The organism is Streptomyces sp. NPDC053432, from assembly GCF_055585365.1.
In genome coordinates this window covers 95111-117233 of the sequence record NZ_JBVJKF010000022.1, presented here as the reverse complement: position 1 = coordinate 117233, position 22123 = coordinate 95111, and the positions used below count along the sequence as shown (strand labels likewise).

At 72.1% G+C, this 22123-nt stretch carries 24 protein-coding genes; 16 read left to right on the top strand and 8 right to left on the bottom strand.

The genetic code is table 11. The annotated features are described in order from the left end of the window. Positions 1-392: 392 nt before the first annotated feature. Positions 393-1319 (bottom strand): mycothiol synthase, encoded by a 927-nt coding sequence (mshD, locus tag ACZ6Y1_RS29875; protein ID WP_469636714.1) that lies wholly within the window; start codon positions 1317-1319, stop codon positions 393-395. 192 nt (positions 1320-1511) lie between these two features. Here mshD and ACZ6Y1_RS29870 point away from each other — a divergent pair, with 192 nt between their 5' ends. Then, the gene (locus ACZ6Y1_RS29870) at positions 1512-3329 is read left to right on the top strand and encodes a bifunctional metallophosphatase/5'-nucleotidase (RefSeq protein ID WP_469636711.1); all 1818 of its coding nucleotides are present in this window, start codon (positions 1512-1514) and stop codon (positions 3327-3329) included. 59 nt (positions 3330-3388) lie between these two features. Here ACZ6Y1_RS29870 and ACZ6Y1_RS29865 read toward each other — a convergent pair whose 3' ends face one another. Together ACZ6Y1_RS29865 and ACZ6Y1_RS29860 are read right to left on the bottom strand one after the other, a co-directional pair. Continuing rightward, the gene (locus tag ACZ6Y1_RS29865; RefSeq protein WP_469636708.1) at positions 3389-4039 is read right to left on the bottom strand and encodes a dihydrofolate reductase family protein; all 651 of its coding nucleotides are present in this window, start codon (positions 4037-4039) and stop codon (positions 3389-3391) included. A gap of 108 nt (positions 4040-4147) precedes the next feature. Next, positions 4148-4930: an alpha/beta fold hydrolase gene (locus ACZ6Y1_RS29860; protein WP_469636705.1), complete on the bottom strand. Its 783-nt coding sequence runs from the start codon at positions 4928-4930 to the stop codon at positions 4148-4150. Positions 4931-5058: 128 nt separating this feature from the next. Here ACZ6Y1_RS29860 and ACZ6Y1_RS29855 point away from each other — a divergent pair, with 128 nt between their 5' ends. Then, complete coding sequence (locus ACZ6Y1_RS29855) at positions 5059-5628, top strand: TetR/AcrR family transcriptional regulator (RefSeq protein ID WP_469636702.1); 570 nt, start codon at positions 5059-5061, stop codon at positions 5626-5628. A gap of 109 nt (positions 5629-5737) precedes the next feature. After that, positions 5738-6610: a phosphatidylinositol-specific phospholipase C gene (locus tag ACZ6Y1_RS29850; protein WP_469636699.1), complete on the top strand. Its 873-nt coding sequence runs from the start codon at positions 5738-5740 to the stop codon at positions 6608-6610. On the opposite strand, the gene ACZ6Y1_RS29845 is transcribed toward ACZ6Y1_RS29850, so the two are convergent. From ACZ6Y1_RS29845 to ACZ6Y1_RS29835, 3 genes are all read right to left on the bottom strand, one after another. Beyond that, positions 6590-8029, bottom strand: coding sequence for a sensor histidine kinase (locus tag ACZ6Y1_RS29845; RefSeq protein ID WP_469636696.1), 1440 nt, complete (start codon positions 8027-8029; stop codon positions 6590-6592). The genes ACZ6Y1_RS29850 and ACZ6Y1_RS29845 overlap by 21 nt on opposite strands. Further along, positions 8026-8760 carry a response regulator transcription factor gene (locus ACZ6Y1_RS29840; protein ID WP_469636693.1) on the bottom strand — a complete coding sequence of 245 codons (735 nt, stop codon included), beginning with the start codon at positions 8758-8760 and terminating at the stop codon, positions 8026-8028. The genes ACZ6Y1_RS29845 and ACZ6Y1_RS29840 overlap by 4 nt, the downstream gene beginning before the upstream one ends. 63 nt (positions 8761-8823) lie before the next feature. Further along, positions 8824-10107: a S1C family serine protease gene (locus ACZ6Y1_RS29835; RefSeq protein ID WP_469636690.1), complete on the bottom strand. Its 1284-nt coding sequence runs from the start codon at positions 10105-10107 to the stop codon at positions 8824-8826. 128 nt (positions 10108-10235) lie between these two features. On the opposite strand from ACZ6Y1_RS29835, the gene ACZ6Y1_RS29830 reads away from it, so the two are divergent. Next, entirely contained in the window at positions 10236-10664 is a 429-nt protein-coding gene (locus ACZ6Y1_RS29830) for a hypothetical protein (RefSeq protein ID WP_469636687.1), read from the top strand. Between the two features lie 50 nt (positions 10665-10714). Here the strand turns inward: ACZ6Y1_RS29830 and ACZ6Y1_RS29825 are convergent, their stop codons facing one another. Together ACZ6Y1_RS29825 and ACZ6Y1_RS29820 are read right to left on the bottom strand one after the other, a co-directional pair. Then, complete coding sequence (locus tag ACZ6Y1_RS29825; protein ID WP_403876659.1) at positions 10715-11737, bottom strand: LacI family DNA-binding transcriptional regulator; 1023 nt, start codon at positions 11735-11737, stop codon at positions 10715-10717. 91 nt (positions 11738-11828) lie between these two features. Next, on the bottom strand, positions 11829-12614 hold the full coding sequence (locus ACZ6Y1_RS29820; RefSeq protein WP_469636682.1) for a response regulator transcription factor: 786 nt from the start codon (positions 12612-12614) through the stop codon (positions 11829-11831). A 482-nt stretch (positions 12615-13096) separates the two neighbouring features. Here ACZ6Y1_RS29820 and ACZ6Y1_RS29815 point away from each other — a divergent pair, with 482 nt between their 5' ends. From ACZ6Y1_RS29815 to ACZ6Y1_RS29760, 12 genes are all read left to right on the top strand, one after another. Then, entirely contained in the window at positions 13097-13351 is a 255-nt protein-coding gene (locus ACZ6Y1_RS29815) for a MoaD/ThiS family protein (protein WP_469636679.1), read from the top strand. 358 nt (positions 13352-13709) lie between these two features. Continuing rightward, positions 13710-15170: a hypothetical protein gene (locus ACZ6Y1_RS29810; RefSeq protein WP_469636810.1), complete on the top strand. Its 1461-nt coding sequence runs from the start codon at positions 13710-13712 to the stop codon at positions 15168-15170. A gap of 64 nt (positions 15171-15234) precedes the next feature. Then, the gene (locus tag ACZ6Y1_RS29805; protein ID WP_469636676.1) at positions 15235-15951 is read left to right on the top strand and encodes an LmeA family phospholipid-binding protein; all 717 of its coding nucleotides are present in this window, start codon (positions 15235-15237) and stop codon (positions 15949-15951) included. Between the two features lie 155 nt (positions 15952-16106). Then, a complete protein-coding gene (locus ACZ6Y1_RS29800; protein WP_350875872.1) occupies positions 16107-16196 on the top strand; it encodes an Ms5788A family Cys-rich leader peptide in 90 nt (29 codons plus the stop codon). Positions 16197-16378: 182 nt separating this feature from the next. Then, on the top strand, positions 16379-17224 hold the full coding sequence (locus tag ACZ6Y1_RS29795; protein WP_469636671.1) for a sulfurtransferase: 846 nt from the start codon (positions 16379-16381) through the stop codon (positions 17222-17224). Positions 17225-17290: 66 nt separating this feature from the next. After that, complete coding sequence (locus tag ACZ6Y1_RS29790) at positions 17291-17581, top strand: DUF1416 domain-containing protein (RefSeq protein WP_469636668.1); 291 nt, start codon at positions 17291-17293, stop codon at positions 17579-17581. Positions 17582-17729: 148 nt separating this feature from the next. Beyond that, entirely contained in the window at positions 17730-17993 is a 264-nt protein-coding gene (locus ACZ6Y1_RS29785) for a DUF3099 domain-containing protein (RefSeq protein ID WP_469636665.1), read from the top strand. A gap of 140 nt (positions 17994-18133) precedes the next feature. Beyond that, positions 18134-18913, top strand: coding sequence for a hypothetical protein (locus tag ACZ6Y1_RS29780; protein WP_469636662.1), 780 nt, complete (start codon positions 18134-18136; stop codon positions 18911-18913). Next, the gene (locus tag ACZ6Y1_RS29775; RefSeq protein ID WP_469636658.1) at positions 18910-19824 is read left to right on the top strand and encodes a hypothetical protein; all 915 of its coding nucleotides are present in this window, start codon (positions 18910-18912) and stop codon (positions 19822-19824) included. The genes ACZ6Y1_RS29780 and ACZ6Y1_RS29775 overlap by 4 nt, the downstream gene beginning before the upstream one ends. Next, the gene (locus ACZ6Y1_RS29770; RefSeq protein ID WP_469636655.1) at positions 19821-20729 is read left to right on the top strand and encodes a hypothetical protein; all 909 of its coding nucleotides are present in this window, start codon (positions 19821-19823) and stop codon (positions 20727-20729) included. Before ACZ6Y1_RS29775 ends, ACZ6Y1_RS29770 begins: the two co-directional genes overlap by 4 nt. 270 nt (positions 20730-20999) lie before the next feature. Continuing rightward, positions 21000-21572 carry a heme-binding beta-barrel domain-containing protein gene (locus ACZ6Y1_RS29765; RefSeq protein WP_469636652.1) on the top strand — a complete coding sequence of 191 codons (573 nt, stop codon included), beginning with the start codon at positions 21000-21002 and terminating at the stop codon, positions 21570-21572. Between the two features lie 74 nt (positions 21573-21646). Further along, positions 21647-22111 (top strand): Fur family transcriptional regulator, encoded by a 465-nt coding sequence (locus tag ACZ6Y1_RS29760; RefSeq protein WP_469636649.1) that lies wholly within the window; start codon positions 21647-21649, stop codon positions 22109-22111. Positions 22112-22123: the final 12 nt, after the last annotated feature.

Here is a 22123-nt window from a genome sequence, read left to right as displayed (position 1 = left end):
CAGTCGGAGTCGGGGCTGCCGGGGCTGCATTCACGGAGCGTCGCAAGCGCGTCTGAATGCGCGGTTAATGGCGTGTGGCTTCCCGGCTCCGTCCGGCTGTCGCGCGGCGCGGATCCGGGGGCTCGGTCGGCGGGGCCGGAGCTTGCGCGGCGCCGTCGCGCGAGCGGGTCCGGGGTGCGTCCGGGCTTTCGGGGCTTCGCTCCGGGCCCCGAAAGCCCGAACGCCGTAGGGGCTGGGTTGGGCCGGGCCGGAGGGGGCGGGTGCGGCGCCGGCGCGTGAGCGGCTCCCGGCCGCGCCCGGGCTTTCGGGGCTCCGCCGCGGGCCCCGCTCCTCGGGTGCCGGAGGGGCTGGGTATGCCCCGGCGGAGCCGGTTCGGCCCCGCCGGGTGGGGGTCAGCTTTCCGTGCGGTACATCAGGTCCACCTCGTGGGTGGTGAAGCCCATGCCCTCGTAGACGCGGAGGGCCGCCGGGTTGTCGGCGTCGACGTAGAGCATCGCCGTCGGGAGGCCCTGGGCCGCCAGGTGGCGCAGGCCGATCGCGGTGAGGGCCTTGCCGAGGCCGCCGCCCTGGGCGCCGGGGCGGACGCCGAGTACGTAGACCTCGCCGAGCTTGTCCGCCGCGTGGACCTTCGTCCAGTGGAAGCCGACGAGCTCGCCCTCGCGCTCGGCGAGGAAGAAGCCCTCCGGGTCGAACCACGGCTGGGCGATCCGGTCGTTCAGGTCGCGCTGGGTCAGCGAGCCCTGCTCCGGGTGGTGGGCGAAGGCGGCCGCGTTGACCGCGAGCCAGGCGGCGTCGTCGGCGCCGGGTACGAAGGTCCGCACCGTCACTCCGGCCGGCAGGACCGGCTCGGGCAGCGGGTCGCCCTCGGCCAGCGGGCGGCGCAGCTGGCGCAGCTCGCGGAAGAGGGTCAGCCCGAGCACCTGCGCCAGGTGCCGGGCGGCCGACTTGCCGCCGTGCGCCCACACCCGGATCCGCTTGCCGGAGGCGGCCAGCAGGGCCGAGCCCAGCGCCCGTCCGTGGCCGCGGCCGCGCAGCGCGGGGTGGACGACGAGCTCGGCGGCCGGGGCCTCGACCGGGTCGGTGTCCTCCAGCTGCCCGTAGCCGGCGAGCCGGCCGCGGTCGGTGAGCAGGAAGTGCCGGATCCCCTCGCGCGGGCCGCCGCGCAGCTGGAGCCGGCCCTGCTCGGACACGGCGGTGGTGCCGTCCGACCCGGCCGCGTCCTCGATCAGGGCGAGGACGGCCCCGGCCTGTTCCTCCGTCAGTTCGTCGAGGGTCTCAATCTGCCGTCCCGGCTCCAGGGCCGCTGTTGCGTCAGTCATGACACGAGCCTAGGCCGTCTCGTTCGAGTCGGGGAGGATCAGCCCGCGTTGTCCCGCTCCGTACCGGCGGGGGCGGTTCATTCTCCGGCATGTAACCAGCTCGATACCGGTTACCCCCTGTCGTGCTACGCGCGTTGACCATAGGCTGCGGCGGACCTCCCATGCAGTATCGCTGTCCACAAAGGGGATTAAATGTCAGCGACGCCACAACGGCACCGCCGAGCCCGCCGGTTGACCCTCACCGCCCTCGCCGTGACCGCCGGCGCCGGGGCCATGGTCGCCGCCGCCCTCCCGGCCGGAGCCGCGAGTGGTGGCGGTGCGTCCGCCCAGGCCCGCACCGTCGACGTGCAGCTGCTGTCGTTCAACGACTTCCACGGCACGCTGGAGCCCCCGCAGGGCTCTTCCGGCAACGTGACCGAGCGTCAGGCCGACGGCACCACCAAAGCCATACCCGCGGGCGGCGTCGAGTACCTCGCGACCAGCCTGCGCGAGGCCCGCAAGGGCCACGAGTACTCCGTCACGGCCGCGGCCGGTGACATGATCGGCGGCAGCCCGATGCTGTCGGGCATCTTCCACGACGAGCCGACCGTCGAGGCGCTCAACAAGCTGGACCTGGACGTCACCAGCGTCGGCAACCACGAGTTCGACGAGGGCAAGGCCGAGCTGCGCCGCATGGTGTACGGCGGCTGCCACCCGGTCGAGGGCTGCTTCGAGTACGGCAAGGAGTTCACGGGCTCCGAGTTCAAGTACCTGGCCGCGAACGTCACGGACGAGAAGACCAAGCGTCCGCTGCTGTCGCCCACCTTCATCTGGAAGAAGGGGGACGTGAAGATCGGTTTCATCGGCGTCACCCTGGAGGGCACGCCGGACGTCGTCACCGCCGAGGGCGTGAAGGGCCTGAAGTTCGGCGACGAGGTCGAGACGATCAACAAGTACGCCGCCGAGCTGAACAAGCAGGGCGTGAAGTCGATCGTCGCGCTGATCCACGAGGGCGGTCTGCCCGCGAGCGGCGCGTACAACTACGACTGCGACGCCCCGGGCGCGGGCGCCGGCATCTCGGGCGCGATCGTGGACATCGCCAAGAACGTGGACCCGAAGGTCGACGCGCTGGTGACCGGTCACACGCACCAGGCCTACAGCTGCAACATCCCCGACCCGGCGGGCAACCCGCGCACGGTGACCTCCGCCGCCTCCTACGGCCGGCTGTTCACGGACACCACCCTCACCTACGACCGGGCGACCAAGGACATCGTCCGTACCCCGGTCCAGGCGCCCAAGCCGGTCAACAAGATCGTCTCCCGGGACCAGCCCAAGGCCGCGGACATGACCGAGCTGGTCGACCGCTGGAAGGCCCTGGCGGCCCCGATCGCCAACCGCCCGCAGGGCTTCATCTCCGCCGACATCCCGGGCCGCGGCCTGGACGCGCCGGAGAAGCCGCTGGGTGACCTGATCGCCGACGCGCAGCTGGAGGCCCTGGCCCCGGCCGACAAGGGCGGCGCGGAGCTGGCCATCATGAACCCGGGCGGCATCCGCGCCGACCTCGCCTACAAGGCATCGGGCGCCGAGGGCGACGGTGTGGTCACCTACGGCGAGTCGTACACGGTCCAGCCGTTCAACAACCTGATGAACGTCGTCGACCTCACCGGCGCGCAGCTGATCACCGCGCTCCAGCAGCAGGTCACCGGCCCGGTCAACGGGGCGAGCCCCAAGATCCTGCAGGTGTCGAAGGGCTTCACGTACACCCTCGACATGACGAAGACCGGCGCGGACCGGATCGTCGTCGGCTCGGTCAGGCTGAACGGCGCGGCGATCGACCCCGCCAGGACCTACCGGGTCGCGATGAACGAGTTCCTCGCGGGCGGCGGTGACGGCTTCACCGTCCTGAAGGAGCACAAGAACAAGCTGAACGGTCCGTCGGACCTGGACTGCTTCAACGCGTACCTGATGAAGTCGACGGCCGCGACCCCGATCGCGCCGCCGGCCGCCGACCGGATCACGGTCATCAAGTAGTACCGGCAGTAGTACGTCCTGAGGGGCGGTGGGCTTCGGCCCGCCGCCCCTCGGGCTTTTCACCTGCGCCAGAACAGGTGGTGCGTCACTCCTCCGTGCGGGCTGGGCACGACGTCGCGGTGGTAGCGGTCCAGCAGCTCGTCGGGGGACTCCCACAGCCGGACCCCGGAGCCGAGCCGCACCTCGTCGGCGACCGCGACGTGGAGGGTGTCGACGAGGCCGGCGTCGAGGAACTCGCGGATGGTGGTGGCCCCGCCGCCGAGCCGGACGTCCTTGCCCCGCGCCTCCTCCCGTGCCCGTTCCAGGACGGTGGCCGGGTCGGCGTCGACGAAGTGGAAGGTGGTGTCGGAGAGGGTGAAGGAGGGGCGCACGTGGTGGGTCATGACGAACACCGGGGTGTGGAAGGGGGGCTCGTCGCCCCACCAGCCGCGCCAGTCGAGGTCCTTCCAGGGACCGCGCTGCGGGCCGAACTTGTTGCGGCCCATGATCTCGGCGCCGATGTTGTTGCGGAAGTCCCGCGTGAAGTAGTCGTCGAGGCCGCGGCTCCCGCCGGGGTCGGTGCGGCCCGGCCAGCTCGCCGTGGCGCCGGCCCACGCGAACATCTTCCCGGGATCGGCGTGGCCGAAGGGCCTCTCCAGGCTCTGGCCCTCACCGGTACCGAATCCGTCGGCGGAGACCATGAAGTTCTGGACTCTCAGCAGCTGGCTCATGCGTTTCCTCCATCGTTGTCGACGTCGACCACGATGGAGACTGCCCGGGCGGGCCGGACTCATCGGTGAGGACGCGCCCGGCCGGTGACCCGGTCGGCGAAAGACGGCTCAGAGCCCGGCGAGGAACGTGCGCACGGCCCCGTAGAGGCCCTCGGGGTCCTGGAAGGGTACGAAGTGGTCGCCCTCCAGGGGTGCGTACGAGGTCCTCGGCCGCCGGGTGACCATCGCGGTGGCCACCTCCTGGGGGAGGGCCGCGCTGCGCGTGCCGTGGACGAGCAGCGCGGGGCAGTCGCTGCCGAGCCAGGCCTCCCAGTGGTCGCCGCGGCAGCCCTCGATCGAGTCGAGCTGGTCCTGCGGGTGGAACGGGAGGCGCCAGCCGGATCCTTCGGGGAGCGGGCGCAGCGCCTGCCCGACGATCTGGGCGCCCATCGGGCCGGCGGCCTCCAGCAGTTCCTCGCGGGTGGGGGCGGTATAGACCAGTCCGCGCAGGAAGGCGAACCAGTCGGAATCGGCGGGGTGGATCTGCACCGTGGCGTCGACGTTGATCAGCGCGGCCACCCGGTCGGGATGGGCGGCGGCCAGGTGGTAGGCGTTGAGGCCGCCCAGGCTGTAGCCGAGGACCGTCACGGGCTCCCGCAGGCCGAGGTGGTCGAGCAGGGCGACCGCGTCGGCGACGTACCCCTCGCGGCTGTAGTCGGGGGCCCGGTCGGAGTCGCCGTGGCCGCGCTGGTCGGGGGCGATGACCCGCCACTCCTCGCCGAGGGCGGCGGCCAGCCCCGTGAAGGCGGCGCCCTCGGACATGCCGCCGTGCAGGGCGAGCAGCGGGCGGCCGGTGCCGCCGAAGTCGGTGTAGACGAGGGTGCGGCCGTCGGTCTTCAGCTCGTTGCGCATGTCCATGCCTCCCGTTGGGCCGGTGATCTTTCCCGTACCTGCAGCCTGCCAGGAGTTGGGCAAGCGCGCAATACACGCGTCTTGCGCGCTTGCCCAAACGCTTGTGGGTGCGCGGATACGATCCCGGTATGGGAAATCGCGAGGACCTGCTGGCCGGAGCCCGCCGCTGCCTGGAGGAGAAGGGGTACCTGCGCACGACCGTGCGCGACATCGCCACGGCTTCGAACGTGAGCATGGCCGCGATCGGCTACCACTTCGGATCGCGCGACGCCCTGCTCAACCAGGCGCTCTTCGACGCCATGGAGGAGTGGGCCGCCGGGTCCGGGCGGCTCGCCGGCCGGGGCGACACCGCCGAGGAGCGCTACGCCGACACCTGGGACCGCAAGATCCGGGACTTCGGCGAGACGCGCTGGCTGTGGACCGCCTCCGTGGAGGCGTTCGTCCACGCGCAGGCCCGGCCGGAGCTGCTGGCGATCCTGGCCGAGGGGCAGCGCCGCAACCGGCGCATGGTGGCCGCCGCGCTGGCCGGTGTACCCGAGGCGGAGGTCGCGGAGGAGGACGTACGGTCCCTCGGCTCGCTGCACATCGCGCTGCTCAGCGGGGTCATGGTGCAGTGCCTGACCGACCCGGAGCAGGCCCCGAACGGCCGCGAACTCGCCCAGGGGCTGCGCAGGATGGCCCGGTTGCTGGAGGGCTGACCCCGGGCTGCCCCTTTCCCCGGGGTGCGCGCAGTTCGTACTCACGGGTAGTGGAATTGACGTGCGCACGCCATAATCTGCCCACCACTGGGTCGGCGAAGGGGCGGACATGGGCAGCGGACTGGACCGGCGGGCGTTTCTGGCCGGAGCACTGGCGACCGGCGCCGCCATCGGCCTCGGCGCACCACCCGCCGCCGCCGCGGCCCTCGGCACCCAGGACTGGATGGCGGGCCTGCCCGACGCCACCGCCCTCCAGCGGATGACCATCCCCGGCACGCACGACTCCGGCGCCACCAAGGGCGGCCTCTACGTCGCCTGCCAGAACACCTCGATCGCCCAGCAGCTCGACTCGGGCATCCGCTTCCTCGACGTCCGCTGCCGCGTCACGGGCGGCTCGTTCGCCATCCACCACGCGGCGTTCTACCAGGACCTGATGTTCGGGGACGTCCTCGTGGCCTGCTGGAACTTCCTCGCCGCGCACCCGACCGAGACCGTCCTGATGCGCCTCAAGCAGGAGTACTCGACGGACAGCGACGCCACCTTCCGCGCCGTCTTCGACGACTACCTCGACAACCGCGGCTGGCGCCCGCTGTTCCGCATCGCCGACACCCTGCCCGCGCTCGGGCAGGCCCGCGGCAAGGTGGTCCTCCTCGCCGACAACGGCGGCCTGCCCGGGCTGCGCTACGGGGACGGCAACGTCTTCGACATCCAGGACGACTGGAACGCCGAGCCCTTCGCCAAGCGCGGCAAGATCGAGGACCACTTCCGCAAGGCCGTCCAGCAGCCCGGCAGGCTCTTCGTGAACTACACCAGCACCTCGGCCTACATGCCGCCGCGCTGGAACTCCGACCGGCTGGGCCCGCAGGTCCACGCCTTCGTCGACGGCGCCGAGCTGGCCGGCCGCACCGGGCTGGGGATCGTCCCGATGGATTTCCCCAACACCCGGTCCGGCCTGGTCGCCTCACTGATCCGGCACAACTGACGGCTCGGACGGCGGCGGCGTCGGCGCTCCCGGGATGCGGAGCACCGCCACCGTGCCCGGGCCCCCGTCCGGCGCCGCCCGCAGCTCCGCGCTGCCGCCCGCACGGGCCGCCGTACGGGCCACGATCGACAGGCCGAGCCCGCTGCCGGGCAGGGCGCGGGCCGACTCCGAGCGCCAGAACCGCTCGAAGACGTGCGGCAGGTCCTCCGCCGGGATGCCCGGCCCGTGGTCCCGTACGGTCAGCTCCCCCGCCCGCAGCGACACCTCGACCGTGCCGCCCGCCGGGCTGAACTTCACCGCGTTGTCCAGGACGTTGACCACCGCGCGCTCCAGCGCGGGAGCCTCGCCCCGTACGTACCAGGGCTCCAGCGCGGAGGTGAACTCCAGCTCCGGACCGCGCAGCCGGGCCCGGGACAGCGCCGCCCCGGCGATCTCGTGCAGGGCCACGACCTGGAGCGGGCCGGGGGAGACCGCGTCCGGCCGGGACAGCTCCTGGAGGTCGCCGATCAGCGAGGCCAGCTCCGTCATCTGCGCCTTGACCGAGGCCAGCAGCTCCTTGCGGTCCTCGGGCGGGATGGCCCGGCCGGTCTCCTCGCTGCGCGCGAGGAGCTCGATGTTGGTGCGCAGCGAGGTGAGCGGGGTGCGCAGCTCGTGCCCGGCGTCCGCGATCAGCTGGGCCTGGCGCTCCTGGGAGGAGGCGAGGGCCGCCGTCATGGAGTTGAAGGACCGCGACAGGCGGGCGATCTCGTCGTCGCCGTCGTCGGGGATGCGGACGGTGAGGTCCTCGGTACGGGCGATGTGCTCGACGGCGCCGGTCAGTTCGTCGACCGGCCGCAGTCCCGTACGGGCCACCCACAGGCCGGCGGCGCCCGCCCCGACGACTCCGACTCCGGCCACCAGGACCAGCACCCAGGCCAGGGTGGAGAGCGGCTTGTCGATGTCGGTGAGCGGCTTGGCGATGGAGACGCCGAAGAGCTGGCCGGTGGAGGCCACGACCGGGATCGTGTAGACGCGCATCTCGGCGCCGTCGGAGGTCGTTACGGTCTGCAGGGTCTTGCCCCGCCGGCCCGCCGCGATCTCCTTGTCGGCCGCGGTCACCGGCAGGTCGGTCGGCCCGGCGACCCAGCAGTGGCTCCCGTTGGGCAGGACGATCTGGACGGTCGCGCTCAGGTTTCCGGCGATCTGCTGCCGGGGCTGCGGCGGTGCCTGCAGGCAGGCGTTCTGCGTCAGGGTCCGGGTCAGCTCGGCGTTGACGTCCGTCGCCATCAGGGAGCGGTCCAGCTGGTCGCGCAGCTGGGTGCGGACCATCACCCAGGACACGGCGGCGACCGCCGCGACGGCCAGGGCCACCGCGACCGCCACCAGCAGCGCGAGCCGCGAGCGCAGCGGCAGCCCGCGGAATCTGGCGGCCGGGCTCACTCGGGCCCGCTCTCGCCGGCGCGCAGTACGTAGCCCACCCCGCGCACGGTGTGGACCAGGCGGGGCTCGCCGCCGGCCTCGGTCTTGCGGCGCAGGTACATCACGTACACGTCCAGGGAGTTGGAGCTGGGCTCGAAGTCGAAGCCCCACACGGTCTTGAGGATCTGCTCCCGGGTCAGGACCTGGCGCGGGTGCGCCAGGAACATCTCCAGCAGCGTGAACTCGGTGCGCGTCAGTTCCACCGGGCGCCCGCCCCGGGTGACCTCGCGGGTCGCGAGGTCCATGCGCAGGTCGCCGAAGGTGAGCGCGTCCTCGGGGGGCTCGGCGCCGGGGCGCGGGGCGGCGTAGGAGCTGCGGCGCAGCAGGGCGCGGACGCGGGCGAAGAGCTCGTCGAGCTCGAACGGCTTGACGAGGTAGTCGTCGGCGCCCGCGTCGAGGCCGGTGACGCGGTCGCCGACGGTGTCCCGGGCGGTGAGCATCAGGATCGGGGTGACGCTGCCCGAGGAGCGCAGCCGGCGGGCCGCCGTCAGGCCGTCCATGCGGGGCATCTGGATGTCCAGGACGATCAGGCCGGGGGCGTACGAGGCCGTCTTGTCGAGGGCGTCGAGCCCGTCGACCGCGGTCTGTACGTCGTACCCCTCGAAGGCGAGGCTGCGGCGCAGGGCCTCGCGGACGGCCGGCTCGTCGTCCACGACGAGGATGCGCTGCGGGTCGCCTTCGGCGGGATGCATCTGTGGTCCCCCTGAGTGGTGGTCTTCGGTGCGTGCGGGCGTCTCCCAGCCTCGCACGACGGGCTAGTAGGAGGTGCCGTAGCCGAAGCCGTCGCCGGTGGAGTTGCCGGTGCCGGAGGAGCCGGTGCCGCCCGGGCCGCCCTTGCGCAGCGAGTCCAGGTCGGCCTTGATCGTGTTGACCGGGATGGCGAAGCCGAGGCCGACGCTGCCGGCGGTGGACTTGCTGTCGGAGGGGGAGTAGATCGCGGAGGGCATGCCCACGACCTCGCCGTTCATGTTGAAGAGGGCGCCGCCGGAGTTGCCGGGATTGAGGGAGGCGTCCGTCTGGATGGCCTTGTACGAGGCGGTCTCGTTGCCGGTCCTCCCGTTGAACTGCTGACCGTTGAAGGAGAACGGCCAGCCGCCGTCGCCGCGCTGCGGGGTCTGCTGTGTCTCCGGCTTGGACACGTTCACCTCGCGGTTCAGGGCGGAGACGATGCCGCTGGTGACGGTGCCGGTGAGGCGGTCGGGGGAGCCGATGGCGACGACCTGTTCGCCGACCTTGACGTGGTCGGAGTTGCCGAGGTGGGCGGGCTTGAGGCCACTGGCGCCCTGGAGCTTGATGAGGGCGAGGTCCTTGTCGGGGTCGGTGCCGAGCACCTTGGCCGCGTACTTCTTGCCGTCGCTCATCGTCACCTGGATCTCGGAGGCGCCGCCGACGACGTGGTTGTTGGTGACGATCTCGCCGTCGCCGGTGAGGACGATGCCGGAGCCGGTGCCCTGGCCGGAGGCGGTGCGGGTGTCGATCCGGACGACGGAGGGGCTGTTCTGCTCGGCGACGCCGGCGACGGTGCCGATGCTCGACTGCGAGACGTTGGTGCCGTTGAAGCCGCCGGAGCCGGCGGCGTTCTGGGAGTTCATCAGCTGCTGGACGGCGGCCGCGGTGCCACCGCCGACCACGGCCGCGGCGAGGGCGACGGCGGCCAGCAGCGCGACGGGCTTCTTGGCGCGGGGGGCGGGGGCGGCGGCGTGGGCGGGGCCGTGCGGGGCGGGGCCGTGCGGGGCGGGGCCGTGCGGGGCGGAGCCCCAGGTGGCCCAGCCGCCGTTGCCGGAGCCGGGGCCGGAGCCGGAGCCGGAGCCGTCGGAGGCACCGGCCGCCGGGACGGCCTCGCCCTGGATCACCGGTGGCCGGTGCGCCTCGTGCCAGCCGGGTGCGGCGGGCCGGTAGGCGGGCGGTGGCGGATAGGACCCCGCGGCCTCCTGCGTGAGCCGATCGTCTCCGCGCTGCCAGTCCTCGCCGAAGGGGGCGTGCTGGGTCGGGCGGTGTTCCTGGGGGTACTCGCCTTCGCGGCGGAAGTTCTCGGTCATGGCATGACTCTGGCCACCGTTGATGAGAGCTTCCTGAGTCTGGGCTGAGAAGCCCGACAGAACCGTGTATGCCCGAAATAAGTGCGCTTCCCCGGGGCGCCGGACTCCGCTATCTTGAACGTGTTCAAGTGAACACGTTCAAAATGTGGGGGCGGGGAATGGACGGGGACGTACGCCGGAAGGTGGCCGACCGGCCGTGGAGCTGGGCCGTGGCCGCGGCCCTGGCCGCCGGCGTGATGGCCGCGGTGCTGGTGGGCGTGTCGCGCGGCAGCGCCGCGGCCGTGGTCTTCGAGCTCGTCGTGGCGGGCTCGTTCGCCGTACCGCTGCTGCTGCGCCGCCTGCCGAAGACCTTCGCCGTGGTCTGCCTCGTCGTGGGCGGGGTCGCGCTGCCCTCGGCCGCGCTCATCGCCCTGATGGGTGCGTTCTTCGTCGTCGCGCCGCCGGCGATGCTGCTCACCGCGGCGTTCGCGGACAGCCGGAACTCCCCGGGGGCGGGCTGGGTGGCCGTGGCCCTGGCGGCTTCGGTGCCGGCGACCTGCGGCCTGACGACGCTGTGAGCCCTGGGGCCGGGAGCGCGGCGCGGGCTCACTCCCGCACCGCCGACGGCCTAGCGACAGCCGCAGGAGCGGCGGATCACCAGGGCCGACGGGAACTGCTTCAGCCGCTCGCGCCGGGAGCCCGACACCCGTACGGCGTCGTCCAGGACGAGGTCCACGGCCGCGCGGGCCATCGCCGTACGGTCCGAGGCGATGGTGGTCAGGGGCGGGTCCGTGAGGGCCGCCTCCTTCACGTCGTCGAAGCCCGCCACGGCCAGCTCCCCGGGCACGTCGATCCGCAGCTCGCGCGCGGCCCGCAGCACACCGATGGCCTGGTCGTCCGTGGCGCAGAAGATCGCCGTCGGGCGGTCCGGCCGGGCCAGGACCTCCAGGGCGACCTGGTACGCGTCGTACCGGTTGTACGGGGCCTCGATCAGGCGGCCCTCGGTCGAGCGGCCCGACTCCAGCATGGCCCGGCGCCAGCCCTCGACGTGGTCGGCCACCGGGTCGCCGACCGAGGGGGTGTTCTCGACCCCGCCGATGCAGGCGACGTACTCGTGGCCGTGCTCCAGCAGGTGCCGGGTCGCCATCTGGGCGCCGCCGATGTCGTCCGTGATGACCGCGACGTCGTCGATGGCCTCCGGCCGCTCGTGCAGCAGGACCACCCGCGCGTCCCAGGCCTCGATCTCGCCGGCGGCCTGCTCGCTCATGCCCTGGCTGACCAGGATCAGCCCCGAGACCCGCATGCCGAGGAAGGCCCGCAGGTAGTGGACCTCGCGCTCGGTGCGGTAGTCGGAGTTGCCGACCAGCACCATCTTCCCGCGCTCGGCCGCGGCCTGCTCGACCGCGTGCGCCATCTCCGCGAAGAACGGCTGACGGGCGTCCGGGACGATCATGCCTATGAGGTCGGTGCGCCGTGAGGCCATCGCCTGGGCGACCCGGTCCGGGCGGTAGCCCAGGTCCTTGATCGCGGCGAGGACACGCTCGCGCGTGGCCGGGGCGACCGGCCGGGGTCCGTTGTTGATGACGTAGCTCACGACGGCGGTAGACGTACCCGCAAGTCGTGCAACGTCATCCCGCGTCACCTTGGCCACGTGCGGGAGTCTACGCGGGGTGACCTACCTCTGGGCAGGGCATCCTGCCGAGTGGACGGTCACAGCGGCTTCGGCCGACCGGGTGAGGGCTTCATCCGGAGTGTACGGGGGCCTGGGCGGGCGCCTGGTCGGGCGCCTGCGCGGACCCCTGCGCCGTGGCCTTAGCGGCGGCCTGCGCGGCCGCTTCCGCCGCCGCCCGTTCCACCTTCTCCGGGGTCACGAAGCGGTAGCCGACGTTGCGCACCGTACCGATCAGCGACTCGTGCTCGGGGCCGAGTTTCGCGCGCAGCCGCCGTACGTGCACGTCGACCGTGCGGGTGCCGCCGAAGTAGTCGTAGCCCCAGACCTCCTGCAGCAGCTGCGCACGGGTGAAGACCCGGCCCGGGTGCTGCGCGAGGTACTTGAGCAGCTCGAACTCCTTGAAGGTCAGGTCCAGGACCCGGCCCTTCAGCTTCGCGGAGTACGTGGCCTCGTCGACCGACAGGTCACCGTTGCGGATCTCCATCGGGGAGTCGTCCGAGCCCATCTGCTGCCGGCCGGTGGCCAGCCGCAGCCGTGCCTCGACCTCGGCGGGGCCCGCGGTGTCCAGCAGTACGTCGTCGATGCCCCAGTCGGCGGTGACCGCGGCCAGCCCGCCCTCGGTCACGACCAGGATCAGCGGACAGCCGGGCCCGGTGGAGCGGAGCAGCTGGCACAGCGACCGCACCTGCGGCAGGTCGCGGCGGCCGTCCACGAGGATCACGTCGGCGCCCGGGGTGTCCACGAGCGCCGGCCCCTCGGCGGGGGCCACCCGGACGTTGTGGAGCAGCAGGCCGAGGGCGGGCAGCACCTCGGTGGACGGCTGCAGGGCGTTGGTGAGCAGCAGCAGGGAGCTCATGCCCGACCACCCGCCCCGGTCGGACGGTGGTGCACGGATCGCTGGTCCATCACGTCGGTTCCTCCTCGGTCCCGTCGAGGACGTGCGCGGTACTGCTTCGTACGGTGTCGTTCCCGGTCCCGCCGGCGTCCTCGCGCCCCGCGCCCTGAGGCGTGCGGGGACGGCCGGTGTTCCCGTCTCGTTCAACGTGCTGAAAGCACAAAAGGACCCGGGGGCAACGTTGCCCGGATCCTCTCGCCACGAGAATAGCCCACCGGCCCTTTCGGGGCCGAGGCCTCTTCCGTTTCCGATTCTGTGGTTCCCGCCACGCCCGCACCCCTCGTATGCCCTGGTTTCACCGGATCGGCGGCCCGCCGGGCGGTGCGGTGGGGCCGGCCGGGCGCATCCGGGGCGCGTGGAAGCACGCCGGGGTCGGGCACGCGAGGGGTCATCATGGAGGCCGACGGTAGAGCGTCGAGAGAGCCGACGATAGGAGCTGTGCAGTGGCAACCGGAACCATCCGCTACTGGGCGGCGGCCAAGGCCGCGGCCGGGACTGCGGAGGAGCCGTACTCGGCGGGCACACTGGCCGAGGCGCTCGACGCCGTGCGGGAACGCCACCCCGGGGAGCTGAGCCGGGTCCTGCTGCGCTGCTCCTTCCTGGTGAACGACGAGCCTGTGGGCAAGCGCCCGCACGATGCCGTCCAGCTGACCGAGGGGGGCACCGTCGAGGTGCTCCCGCCGTTCGCGGGCGGGTGAACGGAAACCGATGAGCACGCCCGAGGAACAGCAGCAGCCGCAGCATCACCATCCCCACCCCCATCCCCATCCTCAGCAGGAGCCGGCCCAGGCCCCGGACCCGTACGGGACGCAGACCTGGCAGGCCGACACCTGGGACACCGGCTACCAGCCGGTGCAGCCGCCGCTGGGCGCGGTCCCCGGCCAGCCGGTGGCCCCGGAGGGCTGGTTCCGCGACGAGGCCGCGCCTCAGGCCCCGGACCCGGCCCCGTCGGCCCAGACCGGCGGCCCGTGGCCGGACGGCCCGGGCACGGCCTCCGGCGAGGCGTACCCGGCCCCCCGGGCACAGGCCGGCGGCCCGTGGCCCGGTGACCCGGGCGTGAGCGCCGGTTCGGGTCCCGCCGCCGAGGCGTACCCGTACCCGGCCCCCCAGGCACAGGCCGGCGGCCCGTGGCCGGACGGCTCGGGCACGGGCTCCGGCGAGGCGTACCCGTACCAGCAGGCTCCGGCGGGGCAGCCCGCCGTCCCCGAGGGGTGGTTCCGGGACGAGGCCCCGGCCCCGGCTCCCGTCCAGGACTGGTCCCAGGGGGCGGACGCGGGGTACGCACCCCCGGCCGCGCCGGCGTCGGCGGCGGAGACCGCGTACCTGCCGCCGTACCCCGGCCCGCAGGCCGCCGCGACCGCTTCGACCGCCGCGACCGCTTCGGCCGCCGAGGAGACCGCCTTCCTCCCGCCCTACCATCAGGCTCCGGCTGGGCAGCCCGCCGTCCCCGAGGGGTGGTTCCGGGACGACGCCCCGGCGCCGGCTCCCGCGCAGGACTGGTCCCAGGGCGCCGGGACGGCCGTCTCGGCTGCCGAGACGGCGTTCCTGCCGCCCTACCCGGGCCCCGCGGAGCAGCGGCCGGAGGCGGCCGCCGAGCAGACGGCGTACCTGCCGCCGCAGGCGCCCGCCCCGGCGCCCGCCCCCGAGCCCCTCGCGGACGGCCCGGCCGAGGAGCTGCCCGCGGCTGCCCCTGCTCCCGCTGCCGAGCCGGCGGGCGACGCGGCCTGGTCGCCCCCCACCCTCGGCGGGAACACCCTCCGCGCCGTCGACCCCGCGCAGGCCCGCGCCGAGGGCCGGTCGCCGATCATCGACCCCGGTCCGCAGTCGGCCGTACTGACCGCCGCCCTCGGCCTGCTGATGGCTCTGGCCGCCCTCCTCGGCCAGTACGCCGTGCTCGTCCCGCTGGTCGCCCTCCAGGCGCTCACCGCGGCCGGCTGGTTCCGGCTCAACGGCATGTGGCCGGCCCGCCAGGGCATCGCCCTCGCCTTCGCGGGAGCCCTCGTCGCCGACGTGGCCGTGCTCGCGGTGGACGAGCCGTACGGCCCCGGCGCGATCATCGGGACCCTCGGCGCCTGGGTGCTGATCACCCTCGTCCTGCAGCTCCGCAGCCACGCCGACCCGGACGAGCGCATGTACGGCCTGATGGCCTCGGTGGCCTCCGCCGCCCTGGCCATCGTCTGCGCGGGCTGGCTCACCGCCGGCACCGCCGCGGTCTCCGTCGGCGCGGTGGCCGTCGCGGTGGCCGTGTTCACCCGCGCCCTGCCGCTGCCCACGGCGCCCTCCGTCGGCGTCGCGCTCGCCTCCGCCGCCGGTGCCGGCCTCGTCGTGGGCGGGCTCACCGACGTCGGTGCGGGCGGGGCCCTGGTCGGGCTCGCGGCGGGCGTCTGTGCGCTGATCGGGCTGCGCGTGGCCGCGTACGACTACCCGTCCAAGTTCGTGCACATGACGGCGGGCGTCGCGCTGCCGCTCGCGGTGGCCGCTCCCGCCGTGTACCTGATCGGCCGGGTGGTGAGCTGATCTGTCCCTGACATCGGACGTGGTCCACTAGAAGGCACGTACCGGACTGACGGGGGAGGGGCGCGTGCGGGTTCTGCGTGTCGTCGTGATCATCGGAGTGGTGCTGGGCGCCCTGTTTACCGGGGTGGACCGGTGGGCCGTCGGCTATGCCGAGAACAAGCTGGCCGACCGGATCCAGGCCCGGCAGGGCCTGGCCGGCAGCTCGGAGGTGGAGATCCACGGGTTCCCGTTCCTCACCCAGGCGCTGAGCCACGACCTGGACCGGGTGGACCTGAGGCTCCGGGGCGTCGAGGTGATGGCGGACGGGCGCAAGACCCGTCTCTCGGAGCTCGACGCGAGCTTCCGCGGAGTGAAGATCGACGGGGACTACGCCGGCGGTACCGCCAAACGGGCCGAGGGCTCCGGGCTCATCACGTACGCGGACCTCACTGCGGCCTCGCAGACCGGTGCGACGCTCTCCTACGGCGGGGCGCCCGGCAAGGTGAAGGTCTCCGTGGGGGTGGAGGTGCTCGGCAAGACCCTCACCCGCAGCGTCGTGTCGACCGTCACCCTGGTGGACGCGGAGGGCGGCAAGGGCGGAAAGATCGTCCGGGTACACGCCGACGAGGTGCCGGGCGAGGGCATACCCGGCTGGGAACGGCTCGTGCGCAAGCGGACCGACTTCGACCGCAGTCTCGACGCAGGTCTGCCGGCCGGGCTCCAGCTGACCGCGCTGACCTCGGACGAAGCGGGCGTACACCTCGAACTGGGGGGTTCGGACGTGGTCCTGGCCGGATCGTGAGACGGAGCGGTCCGATCCGCAGAAGGACGGGCCGCCGGACGGCTCCAGGACGGCCCGGGGCGGCCGTGCGCTGCACTCGCATCCCAGTATCCGGACGATCCCGTCTCGGGATATGACACACCGGTGACAGGGCGGCCGATTCGTCCCTACGATCCATGGCTATGAAGCATCAGCAGGCGGACCTCACGAAGCGGCGGGCAGTAGACCTGTGTCGCGTCGCCGCCATGCTCTGTCGATCCATGTGACATGTGAGCGATACCGCTCCATCCGACCGGACGACGGCCGCACGACCGGCCTTTCCCGCGTGACCGCACCCGCCTCCTGATCCCTGACGCCTCCCCGCGCAGGTTCAGATGCGCACCCGTACGCACGCAGAAGCAGCGCAGCACCCGTAATGCCCCCGCACACTGCCCCGGAGGAGAACACCATGAGCCGCAGCGACGTCCTCGTAGACGCCGACTGGGTCGAGGCCCACCTGAACGACGCCAACGTCGTCATCGTCGAGGTGGACGAGGACACGTCCGCGTACGACAAGAACCACATCACCAACGCCGTCCGGATCGACTGGAAGACCGACCTCCAGGACCCGGTCCGCCGCGACTTCGTGGACCAGGAGGGCTTCGAGAAGCTCCTCTCCGCCAAGGGCATCTCCAACGACGACACCGTCGTCCTCTACGGCGGCAACAACAACTGGTTCGCGTCCTACGCCTACTGGTACTTCAAGCTCTACGGCCACCAGGACGTCCGCCTCCTCGACGGCGGCCGCAAGAAGTGGGAGCTCGACTCCCGCGACCTGGTCGACGGCAAGGACGTCCCGAACCGCCCGGCCACCGAGTACAAGGCCAAGGCCCAGGACACCTCCATCCGCGCCTTCCGCGACGACGTGGTGGCCGCGATCGGCAACCAGAACCTGGTCGACGTCCGCTCGCCCGACGAGTTCTCCGGCAAGCTGCTCGCCCCGGCGCACCTGCCGCAGGAGCAGTCGCAGCGTCCCGGCCACGTGCCGAGCGCCCGCAACATCCCGTGGTCGAAGAACGCCAACGACGACGGCACCTTCAAGTCCGACGAAGAGCTGACCGCCCTCTACGAGGCCGAGCAGGTCGACCTGGCGAAGGACACCATCGCCTACTGCCGCATCGGTGAGCGCTCCGCGCTCACGTGGTTCGTGCTGCACGAGCTCCTGGGCCAGGAGAACGTCAAGAACTACGACGGCTCCTGGACCGAGTACGGCTCGCTGGTCGGCGTGCCGATCGAGCTCGGCGCCAACAAGTAATCCCGGCCGGGCACGCGACGCCCGCCCCTCGTAGCAGCAGAACCTCTCTAGGACAGGACAGAGAACATGTGTGGAGCACAGATCGGCGGGCCTTCCCTCGACACGCTGAAGCCCGGTGAGACCGCGATCCAGGGCCAGGTCACCCAGGGCGGCGAGCCGGTGTCCGGCTACGTCCGCCTGCTGGACTCGACCGGCGAGTTCACCGCCGAGGTCCCGACCTCGGCCACCGGCCAGTTCCGCTTCTACGCGGCCCCCGGCTCGTGGACGCTGCGCGCGCTCGTCCCGGGCGCCAAGGCCGACCGCGCCGTCGTGGTCGCCGAGGCCGGCGGCGTGACGGACGTGGCGATCGCGGTCTGACCGACCGTGCTCGCGCACCGCGGCACCGAATGACCGGCCGAAGGGCCGCACCCCGGGGGTTTGGACGCCACTGGACGGGGTGCGGCCCTTCGTGCCGTCATCCGCCCGCGGCCCTTGTGCGCGGCGGGCGCGGTCCTACCCTGGAGCTATGTACGCCAGGCGTAGGCGCGCCTACTTCCTGCTCATGGGCGGATGCCTGATCCTCTTCGTTTCCGCCTGGTCCTTCGTGCGCCTGTTCTCGGTGGAGGCCGCGGTGGCCATGTGCGTGGTCGCCATGGTCATCCCGCCGGTCGCCGCGATGGTCGCGAACCGGCGCGGCCCGGACGACCGCTGGTGGGACGACCCCTCGGGCGATCCGAAGTCGGACGAGTGGTGGGACGAGCTGGACGGCAAGCGGCGCCACGAGGACTGAACCGGAGGCCGCCCCGGGACCGGACCGGACCCGGTGAGATAAGAATGTAATAAGCATCCATACAACTGCTCCCCCCTGAGTCGGGTCATGGATACGCGCGGGTAATCAACCCGCGCCTCATGTCCTGTGGGGGGACCCTTTTGGAACACGAACAGACCATCCCCGAGCAGCGGGAAGAGGCGGATACAGCCCCCGCCCCGGACAATCCGCCCCGCCGCCGGGGCCGTACGCCCCTCCTGATCGCGAGCGCGGCCGCCCTGGGCGTCCTCGCGGGCGCGATCACCGGCTACGCGATCCAGTACCACCGCGAACCGACGCCCCTGCCGCCGCTGGCCCAGCAGAAGCTGGTGACGCCGAAGGCGCTCGCGCCGGACGACGCGACGACGAACAAGACGATCAACGCCAACCGCTGGCACAAGACGGACGACGACCTCACCAAGCTCCTCATCGAGGCCCCGGACGGGGCCAAGGAACTGGCCGGCGGCTACGACACCCTCGACTCGTTCTCGACGACTTTCGAGCGCCCGGACGGAGCCCTGCGCGGGTTCGCGAACGACGGCTTCCGCCGGATCGCGACGAAGGTGTGGCAGGACGACAGGGTTCTCGTCGAGGTCCGGCTGATCCAGTTCGACGACTTCTCCGGTGCCGACGAGTACCAGCGGGAGCAGTCCCACTACATGCCGGAGAAGAAGTTCGCGGGCAACGACGGCGTCGCGATCCCCGGCGTCCCCGCGGACCTCGGGCACGTGTGGATCAACTCCGAGACCCACGAGAAGCCTGGGTACTACCCGGTCCGCGAAGCCCGGGCGCTCGCGCGCCGGGGCGACGTGGTCGTCGACATCTTCTACTACGACAACCGCGCCAAGATCGCCGAGGGCGATGTCATCGACCTGGCGAAGCGACAGCTGGAGCGACTGTGACCGAGCCGCAGAACGACAACACCGCGGCGCCGGTCCCGGCCACAGAGGCGCCCGAGATCTCTGCTGCAGCCCCGATCGAGGCCGCTGCGGAGCCCACCGCTCCCGAGGCCACCGCCGGCGGGGCTGCCGCTCCCGCGGGGGCTCCGGTCGAAGGGGCCGCGCCGGCGGAGCCCGCGCGTACGGGCAGCCGCAGGAAGGCCGCGCTCGTCGCGGCCGGTGTGGCCGCCGCCGTCCTCGTGGGCGGCGGTATCTGGGGGGCCACCGCGATCGCGGGCGCCGACCGGACCGCGCCCACGGCCTACTGGGTGCCCCGCGGCGTGACGACGGAGAAGACGGAAGAACCGGGACCTGTTCCCGTGAACGCCCTCTCGGGCAAACTGCTCCCCCTCCCGAGCGGCTTCTCGCCGGGCCCGGACCTGGGCGGCGACGGCAACAACTTCTTCGTCTCCGGCGAGAAGGCCGTCGAGGGTTTCAAGGAGGCCCGCAAGGGCCTGTCCAGCTCGGAACGCAAGAAGCGCGACGACATGCTGGCCGACCTCAAGCTCAAGGGCCTGGCGGGGCGCAGCTACGTCAAGGGCAACGGCGACATGGTCACGGAGGTCCGCATCATGCAGGCCGACCCGCAGGCCCTGGGACCGTTCTCCGAAGTCTCCAAGAAGCTGATCGACCTCATCGGCGGTGACCACGACGCACCGAAAGTCGACGGTTTCCCGAACGCCAAGTGCTCGCTGCTGCCCGTCGGCGAGGAGAAGGAGGAGAAGATCGACTCCCTCTACTGCGTTTCGGTCGAGGGCGATGTGATGGTCAACTTCCGGGCGTACGGGCCCAAGCCCTCCTTCAAGACGTCCGACGCCACCGCGTTCCTCAAGAACCAGCTGAGCCACCTGAAGTCCCCCGGGGAGTCCGCGTGACCGAGCAGAACACCACCGGACCGGCCCCGGAGACCGTCGAGACCGGCAAGGCCGCCGATACCGCCGACACCGTCGAGGCGACCGAAACGGCCGGGGGCCCGCAGGACCAGGTGCCCGCCGAGGCCCCCCAGGCCTCCGCGCCCAAGGACCGCCGCAAGCTGTTCGCCCTGCTGCGCTGGACCGCCGCCGTCCTCGTCTTCGGAGCCGTCGGCACGGGCGTCGCGTACGGGATCACCCAGCCCGAGCGCACCGGCATCCCCGGCCTGTCCACCAAGGACGACGGCCGCTGGGTCTACCCGGCGCTGGTCAAGCCGACCCTGCCGCCCGGTGCCGCCCTGCCCTTCGCCAAGGACAACCCGGACGGCATCCACTACGCGGGCCTGACCGAACTGCTCCTCCCGGCCCCGAAGGGATCGACGCCCGACTCCACGCTGAAGCTGGAGAAGGACTCGGTGGTGTCCGTGGACACCTTCCTGGAGGAGTACGAGCCGACCGCACGCGAAAAGATGAAGCAGGGGTTCGCCAACGACGGCCTGCGCCAGATCGTGGCGCGCGGCTGGACCACCCCCGACGGCACCCGCACCCGGATCTACCTGCTGCGTTTCCACGCCTCGGGATTCGCCGACGCCTTCAGGGGCTGTGGCCAGTACATGCGCCTGAACGGCGTCAACCGGATCGAGCCGGACATCGCCTGGTCAAAGGCCAAGGTCAGCCAGTCCGGGGGCCCGGACGCCACCGACGTGACGGTCCAGGCGGAATCCACCCCGTTCGGCGACGAGCAGATCAAGGCCGGGTGCATCCAGTCCGGTGACGTCCAGGGCGTGATCCTCCAGTCCCGCAAGGGCCAGGTGGCCACCGTCCCCCTGCACCAGACGGTGATCCTCCAGCACCAGCTCCTCGGCTGACCCCCGCTACGGCCCACCTCACACAGTGCGCCGGTCCCCGGGCCAGTAGGCTTGGGGACCGGCCCCGTACAGCCCCAGAAACGAATTCCGAGGAGCACCCCGTGCTTGAGGCAGTCTTCACCTCCCTGCTGGTCCTGGTCTGCGTCGGCGTCTTGGCCTTCACCGGCCTGGCGGTCAAGAAGCTGTACCAGGGTCAGCGCTGAGCCCCGGCTCCCCAGCCGGCCCAGCAGACCGCCCCGGAACCCCTCCCACAGACCTGAGCAGCCATTCATGATCCAGATCCCGTCCGACCTGAACCCCGGCCTCGTCCCCCTGGCCTTCCTCCTCGGCACCTGGGAGGGCGCGGGAGTCTTCGACTTCCCCGGTGAGGAGAAGTGCAACTTCGGCCAGGAAGTCGTCTTCAGCCACGACGGCCGGGACTTCCTGGGGTACACCTCCCACACCTGGGTCCTCGACGCCGAGGGCAACAAGGTGCGGCCGCTGGAGTCCGAGTCCGGTTACTGGCGCATCGACAAGGACCGCAAGGTCGAGGTCGTCATGGTCCGCGACCAGGGCGTCGTCGAGGTCTGGTACGGCGATCTCGCCGACCAGAAGCCGCAGATCGACCTCGTGACGGACGCCGTCGCCCGCACCGCGGCCTCCGGCCCGTACAGCGGTGGCAAGCGCCTCTACGGCTACGTCAAGAGCGACCTGATGTGGGTCGGCGAGAAGGCCACGCCCGACGTCGAGCTGCGTCCGTACATGTCGGCCCAGCTGAAGAAGGTCGTCACGCCCGAGGAGGTCGCCGAGATGGCGCGCAACCTCCCGGACATGCCGGACGACGGCATCGCGTTCTTCCGCTGAGGCGCCGATCCGCGCGTTCCGGGAAGGGGACCGGGGGCCGCCCCCGGTCCCCTTCCCGCGCTTACACTGGCGGGGTGGTCAGCACCGAGAGCGCCGAGAACCCCGAGGGCACGGACTGGAAGAGCGACCTGCGGCAGCGCGGTTACCGGCTGACACCGCAGCGCCAGCTCGTGCTGGAAGCCGTCGACACCCTGGAGCACGCCACCCCGGACGAGATCCTCGCCCAGGTCCGCAAGACCGCCTCCGGGGTCAACATCTCCACCGTCTACCGCACGCTGGAGCTCCTCGAGGAGCTGGGCCTCGTCTCGCACGCCCATCTCGGGCACGGCGCTCCCACCTACCACCTCGCCGACCGGCACCACCACATCCACCTCGTCTGCCGCGACTGCGCGGACGTCATCGAGGCGGACGTGGACATCGCCGCCGACTTCACCGCGAAGCTGCGCGCCACCTTCGGTTTCGAGACCGACATGAAGCACTTCGCGATCTTCGGGCTGTGCAAGAAGTGTTCCGCCAAACACCGTGACGGCCACGCGTAGCGGAGTCGTACG